We start from the raw sequence: 13,665 nt of genomic DNA, 5'->3' as shown, positions 1-13,665 counted from the left end.
GCTTCCCCGATATTTCGAAACTTCAATTTTTGGCGAGTCCATATGCAACAATCGAGATTGGAGCGGGCAGGGAAGCATCGTGAGCTGATCGTCCTGCTGCACGCATTCTGTCAAAGCCCGAAGGCCCTCAAGCCGGTGAAGGACGCGGTCCGGGACACTTATCCGGACGCCGATATCTACGCGCCAATTTTGCCGTTTGCCGGGCCCTGGGGGTGGCTGTGCACGCGCGATGCGACCGAGGTGGTCGTCGACATCATCAAGCACATCGAGAAAATCATCGAGCTGCGGAGCCAGGACCGGGCCGGCGGCGCCGGGCAGGACGATCCCGGCGAATATGAATCGATCATCCTGATCGGGCACAGCATGGGCGCCGTCATGGCGCGCAAGGTCGCGATCGTCGCGCATGGCCAGCCGGATCGCAGCGACTGTCCGACGCTCGCCGCTCCCTTCGAGCCCGCCTTCCGTGCGTATCTGCAGCCGCGTCCCTGGGCGAAGAAGATCCGCCGGATCGTGCTGATCGCCGGGATGAATCGCGGCTGGACGCCGTCGTCGGCGATGGATTGGTGGACCTCGACCAAATGGAACGTCGGCATCTGGGTCGGCGAAACCCTGTTCGGCGGATTCCCGATCATCTTCGATATAAGGCAGGGTGCGGTATTCTCGATTCAGACCCGGTTGCAGTGGCTGGCGCTGATGCACTACGAGCGCGAGCGTCGCGGCAGCCGTCCGGACATCGTCGTCACGCAATTGCTCGGGACCGTGGACGATATCGTCTCGCCCGACGACAGCGTCGACTATGCCGTGGACACCTCCAACGAGGAGGAGGGCGACGGTCGCGAGAAGTCCTATTTCTACCTGGAGGTTCCGAATTCGGGCCACGCCGACGTTGTCCGGCTGAAGCGGCCTCGAAATGTCGAAGCCGAGATCGCTAGAGACAATTTCGTCACGGCAAGGCAGCCCGGGCAATCGGCCAAGGCATTCAAGCAGATTTGCGACGAACAGCGATACGTCGTGTTCCGCCGCGCCCTGTGCAATTCGCCGGCCAGCCTCGCTGCGGATCCTTGCACGGTGAACCGCGAACAAATGATGGATAGCCTGCCGAGGCCGCCCAATTGGGACGTGACCGACCTCGTGTTCGTCATTCACGGCATCCGCGACAAGGGGTTCTGGACGCAGAAGATCGCACGCGCGATCAAGCAGGAAGCGGCGGGCCGCAAGAAGGATTTCCGCTCGGTGACCACGAGCTACGGCTATTTCGCCATGGCGCCTTTCGTCCTGTGGTGGGTCAGAAAGCAGAAGGCGGAATGGCTGATGGACCAATATGCGGAAGCGAGAGCGCATTATCCGCGCGCAGACTTCTCCTATGTTGGACATTCCAACGGAACTTACTTGGTCGCCCGGGCCCTGCGCGACTACCCGGCCGCAAGATTCAAGCGCATCGTGCTCGCCGGCAGCGTGGTGCGCCGCGATTACCGCTGGCACGATCTCGTCGGCAAGCGGGTCGAGAAGGTGCTCAACTATGTCGCGACGGGCGATTGGGTCGTTGCGATCTCCCGAAGGGCATGCAGCCCTTCCGCCGGTTCGATCTGGGCAGCGCCGGGCACGACGGCTTTTGCGATGCCGCCACCGGCGCCGTCGAACAGGTCAGCTACATTGCGGGCTCACATGGTGCAGGCCACGAGGAGCGCCACTGGGCGGACATCGCCAGGTTTATCGTATCGGGAGATCTGCCGAAGAAGGACGCCGAGGAGCAGAGCACCCTCATCAAGATACTGGGCCGTTGCTCGACGGGACTGCTGGTCTTCCTTGCGACCGTGATCCTGGGACTCGGGTTCCTGATCGCCCACCCTACGGCGGAACGCACATGGCTTTTGGTGCTGTATATCTGCTTCGTCTACATCGTCATCAGCCGGGTTTGACAGGGCATCAGCCATGTCAAACGACGCGCAGGCGAGAGGCTCATGCCGCTGGCAGCGGGCCGTCGTCGTCCCCAGCCGCCCGATACGGCTCCAGGATGTCGAGATGGATCCCGCCGCAATCGGTGCAGCGCATGGTCCAGTACTCGCATCCGGCACGGCCGCCGATCACGCGGAGCACCGCGAGATCGCCGTCGCATTCGGGGCATTTCGACAGCACATTGCGGGCGTAAATCCTCGGCCGCGGCGTGTCCTCGAATTCGATGACTGACATGACCGGTTCCCCCTCTTGCGCCGCGCTGTCCCTTGCTTCGCTTGCAGTCCCGCTCGCTTATTCGTCGTCGCCGTCGTCGGCCCGCCGGCGGAAGCGATCGATGTGGTGCTTGGCATCGGCGATCGCCGCATTCTGATCGGGCCAGGCGAAACCGACTTCCATGGCCGGAAACAGCACGCCGTCGATGGCGACGGGGCTGAGATCGGCGCGGCGGATGCGGGCATGCCAGAGGCCTTTGCCGGCCTCGAAGGATTCAATGTCAAAGCCGTCGTAGAGGGTCGTCATTGCAGTCCCCAAGTGTTCCGTAAGTGAAGTGTTCCGTAAGTGTCTTGTTGGAGGGTCAGGGGACCACGTTTGCAGATTTCAGAATGTGAAGCCGTTCACAAGCGGTCGGCTTTTTTGCCAGAGGCCTTGCTGAACGGGTGTCAGTTCCGCGTGGCGGTACGGCCGATCCGCTTCACCGGCCGGGCGGCAGGCTCGGATGCCGCGCGCATGATCCAGCGGCGGAACGCGGCGAAGTCGCGCTGCTCGGTCTGAAAACTGCGATAGAGCAGGTACCAGCGCATGCCCTTGGGCACCGAGAGATCGAACGGCGCGACCAGCCGGCCGGCGGCGAGGTCGTCGTCGATATAGGGCCGGATGCCCATGGCGATGCCGAGCCCGTCGGCGGCGGCCTGAAGCGCCTGGCCGTAGAACTGGAACTCCGGTCCGCGCGCGTTGATGCGGGTGAGGTTCGCGGCCTTCAGCCAGATCGGCCAGTCCTCCGGCGAATGTGCGACGCGGATCAGGCTGGGGCCCTTGAGGTCGGCCGGACGTTTCAACGAGGCGGCGAGGCGGGGCACGCAGACCGGCGTGAGGTCGCCGGCGAACAGCGGCTCGGCGACCAGGCCCGGCCAGTCGCCGGTGCCGAGCTTGATGCCGCAGCTCCAGTCCTCGCCGAACGGCACCGATGCGCCGCCGGTGGTGAAGCGCACCTCGATGTCGGGCTCCTCGCTGCGAAACTCCGACAGGCGCGGGATCAGCCAGCGCATCGCAAAGGTGTGGCCGACGCCGATGGTGAGCACGCGCACGCTCGAGGGCGCCGTCACCTGTGCGGTGAGGCTTGCCAGCGCATCGAAGATCGGCGTCAGCCCGCTTTGATAGGCGCGGCCGGCCTGTGTCAACACCAGCTTGTTGGCCTTGCGCTCGAACAGGGCGACGCCGAGACGTTCTTCCAGCAGATGCACCATGCGGCTGACGGCAGCCGCGGACACGCTGAGCTCGAGCCCGGCCGCGGCAAAGCTGCCGGTCCGTGCCGCCGCCTCGAATGCCTTGATGCCGTTGAGAAACAGCAGCCGCCGCAAATGCCCGACCCTCAGGAAAGCTGATGCAAGGCCAAGATAACTCAGTTTGCGAAGGCGGGGCAAGGGAGGCACAAGAATTGAGAGTCATTCCAAGTTGTGTTTCGGGGCGGCCGCCGCCCTTCGCCTCTCCCCGCAAGAGCGGGGCGAGGGAGTGCAGGCAGCTTGCGTCCCTTACTTTGCCGAGCCCATAGGAGAGCCCCCTCGTGACGCCCATCATGATCGCTGCCCTTGGATTGCTGATGGTCGCCACCGCGTTCCTGTCGGGGCTGTTCGGCATGGCGGGCGGGCTGATCCTGATCGGCGTGCTGCTGGCGTTGATGCCGCTGCCGACCGCGATGGTGCTGCACGCGATCACCCAGATGGCGTCGAACGGCTGGCGCGCGCTGCTGTGGCGGGCGCATATCCGCTGGCGGCCGGTCGCGAATTATATGGTCGGCGCTGCCGTCGCGCTCGCGGCATGGTCGATCACCCGCTACGTGCCGGACAAGCCGATGGCGCTGCTGCTGCTCGGCGTCACCCCGTTCATGGCGCGCCTGTTGCCCGCGAACATCAAGCCGGACCCGGATCGTCTTTGGCAGGGCACGGTCTACGGCACGATCTGCATGGGCCTGATGCTGATGACCGGCGTCTCCGGCCCGCTGCTCGATACCTTCTTTCTCGGCGGCGATTTCGGCCGGCGCGAGAAGGTGGCGACCAAGGCGATGTGCCAGCTCGTCAGCCATTTCACCAAGCTGATCTATTTCGGCGGGGTGATCGACCAGGCCGCGAGCCTCGATCCCGTGCTCGCCGGCGTCGCGATCCTTGCCTCGATGCTCGGGACGACGCTGGCGCGGCGCATCCTCGAAGCCATGACCGACCAGCAATTCGTGGCGTGGTCGAACAAGCTGATCACCACCATCGCCTGCTACTACATGGCTTATGGCGGCTGGCTCCTGGTTCGTACGCCGGTGCTGGCGGCCTTCGACAAGGGAGGTTTGCAATGAGCGAGACGGCCGATCCGCTGGTGCTGGACTTCGTCGAATGGGTCGCGCGGGAGCCGCGCGCCTATGCCGAGGTGATTGCGACCTGGAAGACCTCGTGCCCGCGCCTCACCATATGGGAAGACGCTGCCGAGCGCGGTTATGTCACGCGCGAGACACTGCCCGGTGTCGGGCTGATCATCGCGGTGACGGAAGGCGGCGAGAGATTGTTGCGGACGAGCGGACGCTGACACACACCTCCGCCTCCACATGGTCATTGCGAGCGCAAGCGAAGCAATCCAGAATGGGAGATCCTCACCCTGAGGAGCGCGCATCTTGCGCGCGTCTCGAAGGGCGAGGCCGAGATCGGGCCTTCATCCTTCGAGACGCGTGTTCCGCGCGCCTCAGGATGAGGGTCTCGCAGGAGTCGCCTTGCATGTCGCTCAAACTCTTCGAACTCGTCGGCACCGACGCCGCGCGCCCCTTCAGCCCGTATTGCTGGCGCACGCGGATGGCCCTTGCGCATAAGGGACTCTCTGCGGAATCGCTGCCCTGGCGCTTCACTGAGAAGAGCGCGATCGCGCCGCATGGCTCGGAGAAGGTTCCGGTGCTCCTGCATCACGACAGGCCGGTGGTCGATTCATGGGCGATCGCGAATTATCTCGAAGATAATTTCCCAAACCAGCCGTCGCTGTTCGGCGGCGAGGGCGGCCGCGCCATGGCGCGCATGCTCAATGCCTGGGGCGACATCGCCATCGTCGGCGGCATCTTTCCGCTGATCGTCGCCGATATCCCCCAAAACCTCGCCGAGGTCGATGCCGCCTATTTCCGCCAGTCGCGCGAGGCGCGTTTCGGCGGCAAGACGCTGGAGGACGTGATGGCGAGCCGCGACACTGCCGTGGCCGCGTTCCGCAAGTCGCTCGAGGTGATGCGCCAGACCTTGAAGAAGCAGCCCTTCATCGGCGGCAGCGCGCCGAACTATGCCGATTACATCGTGTTCGGCGGTTTCCAGTGGGCGCGCGTGACGAGCCCGTTCAAGCTGCTGGAGGTCGATGATCCCGTTCATGCATGGCGCGAGAAACTGCTCGACGCGTTCGACGGCATGGCACGGAAATCGCCGGGGCATGCGGTGTAAGCTTCGTAGCCCGGATGGAGCGCAAGCGAAATCCGGGGCCGGTGCCGCGGAAAGACTCCCGGATTACGCTTGCGCTCCATCCGGGCTACGCCCCGCGTCCGCCGCAGCCTTCCTCAGACACTCCCGGCACAGGCAATCCTCGCCCTCGACCGGCATCGGCAGCTTTGCCGTTTCCTCCGCGCACCAGCAGGTGCCCGAGAGGTCGCAGCCGAATTCGGCGCCGCAGCGGGAGCAGGCGAGGCGGCGCGGTTCCGGCGTCGGGGATTCTTTCGGATTTGTCATGATTTACGCAAAAGCCTTGCCGTCATTTTCATGCCGGGTTCATCTGTCGCTACGGTATATTAGGCCTCGCGCAGGGACTCGGAAAGCGGTTGGCAACGCGCGAAGGACATATCGATGGCCCGCGATTCGCAAGCCGCCCTGGTCGCGCTCAACCGCTTCGGCTTCGGAGCCCGCGGCGGGGCGTCCGGCGATCTGATCAACGCAGCCTCCGATCCGCGCGGCTTCGTGAAGGCGGAGCTCGCCCGTCCCAACGGCGTGTTGCTGGAGGCGCCCGGCCTGCAATCGACGCCGCAACTCGGGCAGGCCGTGTTCGCCTATCAGGACCAGGTCAAGCAGGCGCGCGAGGCCGCGAAGGCCGCCGCGCCCGCTGAAGCGCCGGCGCAGGCACCGGCCGATCAGAAGCCCGGCCCGCGCAGAAATCTCTCGCTGAATGCGGCCGCCACCGAGATCGCCGGCCCTATGGCCGAGGCGAAGCCGGCCGACAACGCAACGATGCAGCCCAATGCCGCCGCGCCGCCCGCCGCAAAACCCGCGCCGCAGCCGCTCAATGTCATCCAGAAAACATTTCGCGCCGAGGCGCTGGCGCGGTTGCAGCGCGCGACGCTGGTCGAGTGCGGCTTCACCGAGCGGCTCGTGGTGTTCTGGTCCAACCATTTCTGCATCTCCGCGAGCAAGGGCGAGCTGGCGCGGATGTGGGCCGGCGCGTTCGAGCGCGAGGCGATCAGACCACATGTGCTCGGACGCTTCGCCGACATGCTCAAATCCGTCGAGCAGCATCCGGCGATGCTGTTCTTTCTCGACAACCAGCAATCGCTCGGGCCGGACTCGCGCGCAGGCCAAAATCGCAAGCGCGGGCTGAACGAGAATCTCGCACGCGAGATCATGGAGCTGCATACGCTCGGCGTCGGCGGCGGCTACACGCAGGACGACGTCACCTCGCTCGCACGCATCATCACGGGCTGGACCTTTGCCGGAAGGCAAGGGCAGCTCGGGACGCCCGGCTCCTTCGTGTTCAACACCAATGCGCACCAGCCAGGCCCGCAAGTGCTGCTCGGCAAGACCTACGAGCCGACCGGGCTTGCGCAGGGCGAGGCCGCGCTCGCCGACATCGCGCGCCATCCCTCGACCGCGAATTTCATCGCCACCAAATTCGTCCGCCACTTTGTCGCCGATGATCCGCCGCCGGCGCTCGTTGCGCGGCTGCGCGAAACCTTCGTCAAGACCGACGGCGATCTCAAGGCGCTTGCGACGGCGCTGGTCGATTCCGACGAGGCCTGGCGCGCGCCGCTCACCAAGATGCGCTCGCCTTACGATTTCCTTGTCGCGAGTGGCCGGCTGCTCGCGCGCGTGCCGGAGGATCCCGGCGGTTATCTCAACAACCTCAATCTGCTGGGCCAGCCGCTGTGGTCGCCGGCGGGGCCGAATGGTTTCCCCGATACCAGTGCCGCCTGGGCTGCGCCTGAGGGCATGAAGCTGAGGCTCGACATCGCCGCGCAGATGGGGGCGCGGCTTGGGCCTAACATCGACCCGCTCGACCTGCTGGAATTCGCGGCGGCGGATGCGGCGTCCGTCGAAACGCGCAAAACCATCGAGCGCGCGGAATCGCGTCAGCAGGCGTTGGCGCTGCTGTTGATGTCGCCGGAAATGCAGAGGAGATGAAGATGATCGACTGCGTCGAGAACCGGCTCCTCACCTCGCGCCGCGGCCTGCTGCTCGGCGGCGCATCCTTCGCGGCCTGGGCCTATTTGCCGAAATTCGCGCGCGCCGCCGACGGCCGCGATCCCCGCTTGATCGTCGTGATCCTGCGCGGCGCGCTCGACGGGCTCTCTACCGTCGCGCCGGTCGGCGATCCCGACTATGCCGGCCTGCACGGATCGATCGCGCTCGCCGCCGACGGCGCGCATCCCGCGATCATGCTCGATACCTTCTTCGCGCTGCATCCGGCGATGCCGGAATTTTCCCGCATGTACCGCGAGACGCACGCCGCAGTGATCCATGCGGTTGCGACGCCCTATCGCGACCGCTCGCATTTCGATGGCCAGGACGTGCTCGAAAGCGGCTATGCCGGCCCCGGCCGGGTGCAATCCGGCTGGCTCAATCGCGCGCTGGAAGCGCTGCCGCGGGGCGAGCGCGTGTCGAGCGGACTTGCGGTCGGACCCACCACGCCGCTGGTGTTGCGCGGCAATGCGCCGACCGTCGGCTGGGCGCCGGTCGCGCTGCCGCAGGCCGACGACGACACCGCGATGCGGCTGGTCGATCTCTATCGTCACCGCGATCCCGCGCTGGCCTCGGCCTTGTCGCAGGGCCTTCAATTAGAGAAAGCCGCGAGCGGCGACGACATGAAGCGCAAGCCCGGCAATGCGGTCGCGCAGATGCGTCAGGTGGCGCGCGGCGCGGCAAAGCTGATGGCGGCCGACGACGGCCCGCGCATCGCCGCGCTCGCCTTCGACGGCTGGGACACGCATGCGAACGAAGGCGGCCCCGTGGGACGTCTCGCCTTCCTGCTCGGCGGGCTCGATGGCGCGCTCGCCGAATTCGAAAGCGGCCTGGGTGAGCGCTGGCGCGACACCGCAATTGTCGTCGCCACCGAATTCGGCCGCACCGTGCGCATCAACGGCACCGACGGCACCGATCACGGCACGGCTACCGTCGCACTGCTCGCCGGCGGCGCGGTGAAAGGCGGCCGCGTCATCTCCGACTGGTCCGGCCTCAAGCTCGCCAACCTCCATGAAGGCCGCGACCTCAAGCCCACCACGGACTTGCGCTCCGTGATCAAGGGCGTGCTGCAAGGCCAGTTCGGTCTGTCCGATCGCGTGCTCGCGGAAACGGTGTTCCCCGACAGCGCCGCCGCGCGCCCGATGAAGGGGCTGGTGGCTTAACGGCTGCCGCCGTCATTCCGGACCCGCGCCTTGCGGCGCGTCCCGGAATGACGACATGATGAGCCGAGCATCAGGAGAGACCCGCATGTACATCGCCATGAACCGCTTCCGCGTCGCCAAGGGCTCTGAGTCCGCCTTCGAGCAGGTCTGGCTCTCGCGCGACACCCATCTGGACAAGGTGCCGGGCTTCGTCGAATTCCATCTGCTGCGCGGCCCCGAGCTCGAGGACCACACACTGTACGCCTCGCACACGGTGTGGGCCAACCACGCGGCGTTCGAGGCGTGGACGAAGTCGGAAGCGTTCCGTGCGGCGCATCAGCGCGCCGGCGACAACAAGCCGCTTTATCTCGGCCATCCCCAGTTTGAAGGCTTTGAGGTGATGCAGACGGTGGGACGCGGCGCGAAATAGCGCCGCGTCGTAAAGATCAGCCCTGCGTGATCTTGTCGATCTCCGCGATCTCCTCGGCGCTGAGCTTCCACGCGATCGCCTTGACGTTCTGCTCGATCTGCTCGACGCGCGTGGCGCCGGCGATCACGCTCGACACCTGCGGGCGGCCGGCGAGCCAGGAAAACGCGAGCTCGAGCATGCTGTGGCCGCGCGATGTCGCAAAGGCCTGCAGCTTCTCGACGATCACCTCGTTGCGCGGGGTGACGTAACGGTCGCGCAGTCGCGGAGTTTGGCCGAAGCGGGTGTCGCCCGGCGCGGCTTCGCCTTTTTTGTATTTGCCGGTCAGCAGTCCGCTCGCGAGCGGGAAGAACGGCAGTAATCCGAGCTTGTACTCCTGCGCGGCCGGCAACAGATCCTTCTCGATGTCACGCACGACGAGGGAATATTCGTCCTGACAGGAGACGAAGCGGCTGACGTTCATCGCGCGTGCGACGTACTCCGCCTCGGCGATGCGCCAGGCCGGAAAGTTCGAATTGCCGATGTAGCGGACCTTGCCCTGCCGCACGAGGTCGTCGAGCGCACGCAGGCTCTCCTCGATCGGCGTCAGCGGGTCATAATCGTGCTGCTGGTAGAGATCGATGTAATCGGTCTTCAGCCGCTTCAGGCTCGCTTCCACGGCGTCCATGATGTAGCGGCGCGAGGCGCCCTGCTTGGTGCCGTCCTCCGCCATGGGCTTGGAGTATTTCGTCGCCAGCACGATGTCCTTGCGGCGATCGCCCAGGACAGCGCCGAGCACGTTTTCCGAGCCGCCCATGTTCGAATAGATGTCGGCGGTGTCGAACAGCGTGATGCCGAGATCGAGCGCGCGATGGATCACCTTGCGCGAGGTCTCCAGGTCCGTGCGCTGGCCGAAATTGTTGCAGCCGAGCCCGACCGCAGACACGCGAAGGCCGGAGGCGCCGAGATTGCGAATTTCCATGGGAGATCCTGTCAGATGAGCGGCGTTGCATTGTGGCCGCGCTGCGCTGCGCCAGCAAGCCGCTCGCCGCGCTGCTGCCATGCCGACAGAGCGGACAAAAAAATGCGGCCCCTGTCAGACGCGGCGACTGACGGGGACCGCTTTGGGGCGCTTGATCGGTGACGGGGGGCCTGATCAGACGCAGGCGCAGCGTAGTCCCGCTATGTTACGCGCGGGTGACACGCGAAGTTATCCACAGGCTGCGTGCGGGGATCAGAACAGCTTGCGGTAGACGATGAAGCCGGAGCGCTCTGCGACCTTGTCGTACAGGCGCTGCGCGGTGACGTTGGTCTCGTGGGTCTGCCAGTAGACGCGCGGCGATCCCGCGAGCTTTGCGCGCTCGTAGACGCCGTGGATCAGCGCCGAGCCGACGCCCTTGCCGCGGGCGGCCTCCGTCGTGAACAGATCCTGCAGATAGCAGGACGGCGCGATCGCGGTGGTGCTGCGGTGGAAGAGATAGTTCGTCATGCCGAGCAGCTTGCCGTCGCTCTCGGCGACCAGCCCGTGCACTGATTCGTAGGCGTCGAAGAAGCGCTGCCACGTCATCGCAGTGATCTCGGGCGCCAGCGCGGTCGGGCCGGAGCGGCCGTAGAAGGCGTTGTAGCCGTCCCACAGCGGCAGCCATTGTTCGTAGTCCTGCTTGGCGACGGAGCGAATGGTGAGCGACATGTCAATTTCCGCGATCGATGAGGCGTCCTTCATACGGGATGACGGGCGTGTTGATCAATCGCGCCTACTCGGCGATGCGCAAATAGCGGATCAGCCTGCGGCCCGCGGGATCGCGCAGCGAGCGGTAGTAGTCGGCGCTCGCGGGCGCATCGGTGTGGCGCACGAGGTCGGTCACGGGCGTGTAGCTCAGCATCCGTCCGCCGTCGGGCAGCGCAGCGCAGACGAAGCGCAGCACCTCGCCGTTGCGCAAGGCGATGTTGATCGGCGTGGCATCGCCGATCCGCACCATTTCCATGCGCTGCGCGATGAAGGTGCCGAGCTCATCCTCGGGCAGCTCGAACGCGCCGGTGTCGCGGCCGTGATACATCAGCGCGATGAAAGGCGGCTTGCCGTCGGCCACTTCGTCCGGCAGCGCAAAATAGTCGCGGAATGCGCGGTTGATGAATTCGGCACGGGTCTCGGCGTCGAGCAGCACGATGCCGATATCGACCTGGTCGAGCGCGGCCGACAGCCGCGCGGCGGTGGCGTGGCTCTGGCGCTCGGCGGCGAATGTGCCAAGCAGCCGCTCGCGCATCAGGCCGGTGATGGCGGCGGTGCCGGCAGTCGTCGCGGCCAGGAGGCCGAGCCGGACCAGATCCGCGGCCGCATAGCCCGGCAGGGCGCGATGGTTCAGAAAGAACAGCGCCGCGCCGATCACCGCGACGGCGGCGCTCGTCATGGCGGAAGCGAGACCCGACAGCGAGCCGGCGAGCGCCACGATGCAGACGAACAGGGGGGCAGGCGAGGGCGTGGGGACAAAGCGATCGAGAAGCATCGCCAGCAGCGCAATCGCTGCAGTCAGCACCGGACCGGAGATCGCACGCCATCCGAACCGCATGGGCCTGTCTCGTTCCTCCCTGAACGAGTTTAGGCCGCAACACTGGCTGATCGTTGCGCTGGTGCGGTGCGAATTCGTGCGGAACGCTTAAGGGGAGGTTGTGCCGGCGCGCCAAGCTTTCGGATGATTTTAGGCCAAATGCGCGTGCCTCAGACGCTGTTGCAGCGCCGGCGCGTTCAGCGTCGACGTCCCGGGGCTCTTGCGCATGCCGGTGAAAATCAGCAGCGATGCTGCGACCAGGATGGCCGCAGTCAGTGTGATTGCAACGACTACCACAGGTGATTTCATCGAGGTCCTGTCGCGATGCCGGTCGGCGCGGGCCGCGCGGCACCTTGAAGGATGGTCCAGGATGAAACGGGGATCAGACCGGCAGGCCCATCGCCATGGTCGCCTTGGTCGACAGCACTGTCAGGGTGACGATCAGGCACAGCGAGAGCGCGGCGACGGCGAGCGAGGCCGCGACCGCGTTGGTCAGCCGGGAAGACGAAACGGAGGCGGTTGGGCCCTGAAAGCCTGCCGTACCGGACGCCCGAGTCATGGGTCTAAATCCTTCAACGTGCGAGCGAATCACCCGCGACTCGAACAATTTCCCTGTTTCAACAGGCAACATTGCGGCGGCCGTCGCGCCGAAGATGGCGAGATTGCGGCAAGAGCACCCCTTATACCCGCTATTCGCCGGAGCGGGTCGCGCCGTCAGGCGCCCGCCGCGATGCTGGCGGGATCGTCGATGTCGGCCGGCCGCCAATCCATCGCCACGAAGCCGGGCGCAGCTTCCACGCGCTTCAGCCAGTCCCGGATCGCCGGGAAGGTCGAGAGGTCGAAGTCGCAGCGGTCGGCGAGGTGGGTGTAGCCGTAGAGCGCGATGTCAGCGACCGTGAGCTGGCGGGCGGCGAAATAGGCGTTGGTCTTGAGGTGGTTCTCCATCACCTGGAGCGCGCCATAGCCGCGCTCCATCCAGTCTTCCAGGGAGTGGGTCTGGAGATCGCGGCCGCCCTTGACCAGCGACAGCCAGAAATAGGCGGCGCCGATGTTCGGCTCGAGCGCGTGCTGCTCGAAGAACATCCATTGCAGCGCCTCGGCGCGGTCGATGCGGTTCTCCGGCGCCAGCGGCGTGCCGACCGCGACGTACCAGAGGATGGCGTTGGACTCCGCGAGATAGCGGTCGTCGCCGACTTCGAGCAGCGGCACCTGGCCCGACGGGTTCTTGGTCAGAAAGTCCGGCGTGCGGCTCTCGCCGCGCAGAATGTCCACCTCGACCGCTTCGTAAGGCACGTTCAACAGCGCCAGCGCAAGGCGGACCTTGTAGCTGTTGCCGGAGCGTTGCATCGAATAGAGCTTGTACATTCTGAGGATGATTCCGGCAGATGGGAAGGCGCGGCGCATCCTGCCATGCGTCGCGGCTAAACAATGATGCCGATGCGAATCCGCCGCAAGGGCCGCGCTATAGAAAAACTCGAAAACCCTACCGCACTGCAATGCCGCGGAAGATCATTTTCGTGCGGCGCTGTAACTCAGATCACGCTTGCGTCAACGCGCGGACGCCTTGCGCCGTGCGTTGGTGTGAACGGGCAGAGCGATCGGAGTTTGGACGCAAAATACCTCCGCATCGTCATGCCCCGGCCTTCGCCTCGCCGATGCGGCTTCGGCCCGCAGGCGGGACGAGCCCGGGCATGACGGCGATCTGATTTCACGACGTTCTAAACGCGCAAAATTGCTCCGAGGACAAGCCTTGCCGGATATGAGGGGTTTGCGCGGCAAAGTTGCGGAAAATTGCGGGGAATCCAGCCTTGAAACGCTCCAGATCCGTAAACTTTTTCGAGATCGGGCCGAAGTTTCTTGCGGTGCAGCGGCACACGTTTTAGGGTGGCTCATTCCCACAATCGGAGTCGTGAGGCCAAAGGGTTCACGACGCTTGTCAGGAGATG

At 65.4% G+C, this 13,665-nt stretch carries 17 protein-coding genes; 7 read left to right on the top strand and 10 right to left on the bottom strand.

Features of this window, described 5'->3' with window-relative positions; translation table 11 throughout:
* The first annotated feature begins 42 nt into the window (after nt 1-42).
* Complete coding sequence (locus tag NLM15_RS38865; protein WP_254123243.1) at nt 43-1,818, top strand: lysophospholipase; 1,776 nt, start codon at nt 43-45, stop codon at nt 1,816-1,818.
* Between the two features lie 141 nt (nt 1,819-1,959).
* On the opposite strand, the gene NLM15_RS38860 is transcribed toward NLM15_RS38865, so the two are convergent.
* The 3 genes from NLM15_RS38860 to NLM15_RS38850 all read right to left on the bottom strand — a co-directional run bounded on the left by NLM15_RS38860 (nt 1,960) and on the right by NLM15_RS38850 (nt 3,533).
* The gene (locus NLM15_RS38860) at nt 1,960-2,190 is read right to left on the bottom strand and encodes a hypothetical protein (protein ID WP_254123242.1); all 231 of its coding nucleotides are present in this window, start codon (nt 2,188-2,190) and stop codon (nt 1,960-1,962) included.
* A 57-nt stretch (nt 2,191-2,247) separates the two neighbouring features.
* Nucleotides 2,248-2,475, bottom strand: coding sequence for a hypothetical protein (locus tag NLM15_RS38855; RefSeq protein ID WP_254123241.1), 228 nt, complete (start codon nt 2,473-2,475; stop codon nt 2,248-2,250).
* Between the two features lie 140 nt (nt 2,476-2,615).
* Complete coding sequence (locus NLM15_RS38850) at nt 2,616-3,533, bottom strand: LysR substrate-binding domain-containing protein (RefSeq protein ID WP_254123240.1); 918 nt, start codon at nt 3,531-3,533, stop codon at nt 2,616-2,618.
* Nucleotides 3,534-3,736: 203 nt separating this feature from the next.
* Between NLM15_RS38850 and NLM15_RS38845 the strand changes: the two genes are divergently transcribed.
* The 3 genes from NLM15_RS38845 (at nt 3,737) to NLM15_RS38835 (ending at nt 5,627) form a co-directional block, all read left to right on the top strand.
* Nucleotides 3,737-4,516, top strand: a complete 780-nt coding sequence (locus NLM15_RS38845) for a TSUP family transporter (protein ID WP_254123239.1) — start codon at nt 3,737-3,739, stop codon at nt 4,514-4,516.
* Entirely contained in the window at nt 4,513-4,743 is a 231-nt protein-coding gene (locus tag NLM15_RS38840; protein WP_254123238.1) for a hypothetical protein, read from the top strand. The genes NLM15_RS38845 and NLM15_RS38840 overlap by 4 nt, the downstream gene beginning before the upstream one ends.
* A 185-nt stretch (nt 4,744-4,928) precedes the next feature.
* The gene (locus NLM15_RS38835; RefSeq protein WP_254123237.1) at nt 4,929-5,627 is read left to right on the top strand and encodes a glutathione S-transferase family protein; all 699 of its coding nucleotides are present in this window, start codon (nt 4,929-4,931) and stop codon (nt 5,625-5,627) included.
* Between the two features lie 63 nt (nt 5,628-5,690).
* Here NLM15_RS38835 and NLM15_RS38830 read toward each other — a convergent pair whose 3' ends face one another.
* Complete coding sequence (locus NLM15_RS38830) at nt 5,691-5,909, bottom strand: cysteine-rich CWC family protein (protein WP_254123236.1); 219 nt, start codon at nt 5,907-5,909, stop codon at nt 5,691-5,693.
* A gap of 114 nt (nt 5,910-6,023) precedes the next feature.
* On the opposite strand from NLM15_RS38830, the gene NLM15_RS38825 reads away from it, so the two are divergent.
* The 3 genes from NLM15_RS38825 to NLM15_RS38815 all read left to right on the top strand — a co-directional run bounded on the left by NLM15_RS38825 (nt 6,024) and on the right by NLM15_RS38815 (nt 9,197).
* Nucleotides 6,024-7,568 carry a DUF1800 domain-containing protein gene (locus NLM15_RS38825; protein ID WP_254123235.1) on the top strand — a complete coding sequence of 515 codons (1,545 nt, stop codon included), beginning with the start codon at nt 6,024-6,026 and terminating at the stop codon, nt 7,566-7,568.
* 2 nt (nt 7,569-7,570) lie between these two features.
* A complete protein-coding gene (locus NLM15_RS38820) occupies nt 7,571-8,788 on the top strand; it encodes a DUF1501 domain-containing protein (protein WP_254123234.1) in 1,218 nt (405 codons plus the stop codon).
* An 85-nt stretch (nt 8,789-8,873) separates the two neighbouring features.
* A complete protein-coding gene (locus NLM15_RS38815; RefSeq protein WP_254123233.1) occupies nt 8,874-9,197 on the top strand; it encodes an antibiotic biosynthesis monooxygenase in 324 nt (107 codons plus the stop codon).
* Between the two features lie 16 nt (nt 9,198-9,213).
* Here the strand turns inward: NLM15_RS38815 and NLM15_RS38810 are convergent, their stop codons facing one another.
* The 6 genes from NLM15_RS38810 to NLM15_RS38785 form a co-directional block, all read right to left on the bottom strand.
* Nucleotides 9,214-10,155: an aldo/keto reductase gene (locus tag NLM15_RS38810; RefSeq protein ID WP_254123232.1), complete on the bottom strand. Its 942-nt coding sequence runs from the start codon at nt 10,153-10,155 to the stop codon at nt 9,214-9,216.
* A gap of 252 nt (nt 10,156-10,407) precedes the next feature.
* Nucleotides 10,408-10,863 carry a GNAT family N-acetyltransferase gene (locus NLM15_RS38805; protein WP_254123231.1) on the bottom strand — a complete coding sequence of 152 codons (456 nt, stop codon included), beginning with the start codon at nt 10,861-10,863 and terminating at the stop codon, nt 10,408-10,410.
* A gap of 64 nt (nt 10,864-10,927) precedes the next feature.
* Entirely contained in the window at nt 10,928-11,740 is an 813-nt protein-coding gene (locus tag NLM15_RS38800) for a PAS-domain containing protein (RefSeq protein WP_254123230.1), read from the bottom strand.
* A gap of 129 nt (nt 11,741-11,869) precedes the next feature.
* Nucleotides 11,870-12,016 (bottom strand): hypothetical protein, encoded by a 147-nt coding sequence (locus tag NLM15_RS38795; protein ID WP_254124769.1) that lies wholly within the window; start codon nt 12,014-12,016, stop codon nt 11,870-11,872.
* A gap of 85 nt (nt 12,017-12,101) precedes the next feature.
* On the bottom strand, nt 12,102-12,278 hold the full coding sequence (locus NLM15_RS38790; RefSeq protein ID WP_254123229.1) for a hypothetical protein: 177 nt from the start codon (nt 12,276-12,278) through the stop codon (nt 12,102-12,104).
* Nucleotides 12,279-12,433: 155 nt separating this feature from the next.
* Nucleotides 12,434-13,084: a glutathione S-transferase family protein gene (locus tag NLM15_RS38785; protein WP_254123228.1), complete on the bottom strand. Its 651-nt coding sequence runs from the start codon at nt 13,082-13,084 to the stop codon at nt 12,434-12,436.
* Nucleotides 13,085-13,665 lie beyond the last annotated feature (581 nt).

This window comes from Bradyrhizobium sp. CCGB20, from assembly GCF_024199855.1.
Lineage (GTDB): Bacteria > Pseudomonadota > Alphaproteobacteria > Rhizobiales > Xanthobacteraceae > Bradyrhizobium.
Note: the sequence above shows the minus strand (reverse complement) of the source record. Positions and strands in the feature narration are given on the sequence as shown.

Coding starts and splice junctions, on each gene's coding strand:
- NLM15_RS38800 (WP_254123230.1), bottom strand. CDS start 11,740: ATGCGGTTCGGATGGCGTGCGATCTCCGGTCCGGTGCTGACTGCAGCG.
- NLM15_RS38820 (WP_254123234.1), top strand. CDS start 7,571: ATGATCGACTGCGTCGAGAACCGGCTCCTCACCTCGCGCCGCGGCCTG.
- NLM15_RS38825 (WP_254123235.1), top strand. CDS start 6,024: ATGGCCCGCGATTCGCAAGCCGCCCTGGTCGCGCTCAACCGCTTCGGC.
- NLM15_RS38805 (WP_254123231.1), bottom strand. CDS start 10,863: ATGTCGCTCACCATTCGCTCCGTCGCCAAGCAGGACTACGAACAATGG.
- NLM15_RS38785 (WP_254123228.1), bottom strand. CDS start 13,084: ATGTACAAGCTCTATTCGATGCAACGCTCCGGCAACAGCTACAAGGTC.
- NLM15_RS38865 (WP_254123243.1), top strand. CDS start 43: ATGCAACAATCGAGATTGGAGCGGGCAGGGAAGCATCGTGAGCTGATC.
- NLM15_RS38860 (WP_254123242.1), bottom strand. CDS start 2,190: ATGTCAGTCATCGAATTCGAGGACACGCCGCGGCCGAGGATTTACGCC.
- NLM15_RS38855 (WP_254123241.1), bottom strand. CDS start 2,475: ATGACGACCCTCTACGACGGCTTTGACATTGAATCCTTCGAGGCCGGC.
- NLM15_RS38830 (WP_254123236.1), bottom strand. CDS start 5,909: ATGACAAATCCGAAAGAATCCCCGACGCCGGAACCGCGCCGCCTCGCC.
- NLM15_RS38840 (WP_254123238.1), top strand. CDS start 4,513: ATGAGCGAGACGGCCGATCCGCTGGTGCTGGACTTCGTCGAATGGGTC.
- NLM15_RS38810 (WP_254123232.1), bottom strand. CDS start 10,155: ATGGAAATTCGCAATCTCGGCGCCTCCGGCCTTCGCGTGTCTGCGGTC.
- NLM15_RS38835 (WP_254123237.1), top strand. CDS start 4,929: ATGTCGCTCAAACTCTTCGAACTCGTCGGCACCGACGCCGCGCGCCCC.
- NLM15_RS38790 (WP_254123229.1), bottom strand. CDS start 12,278: ATGACTCGGGCGTCCGGTACGGCAGGCTTTCAGGGCCCAACCGCCTCC.
- NLM15_RS38815 (WP_254123233.1), top strand. CDS start 8,874: ATGTACATCGCCATGAACCGCTTCCGCGTCGCCAAGGGCTCTGAGTCC.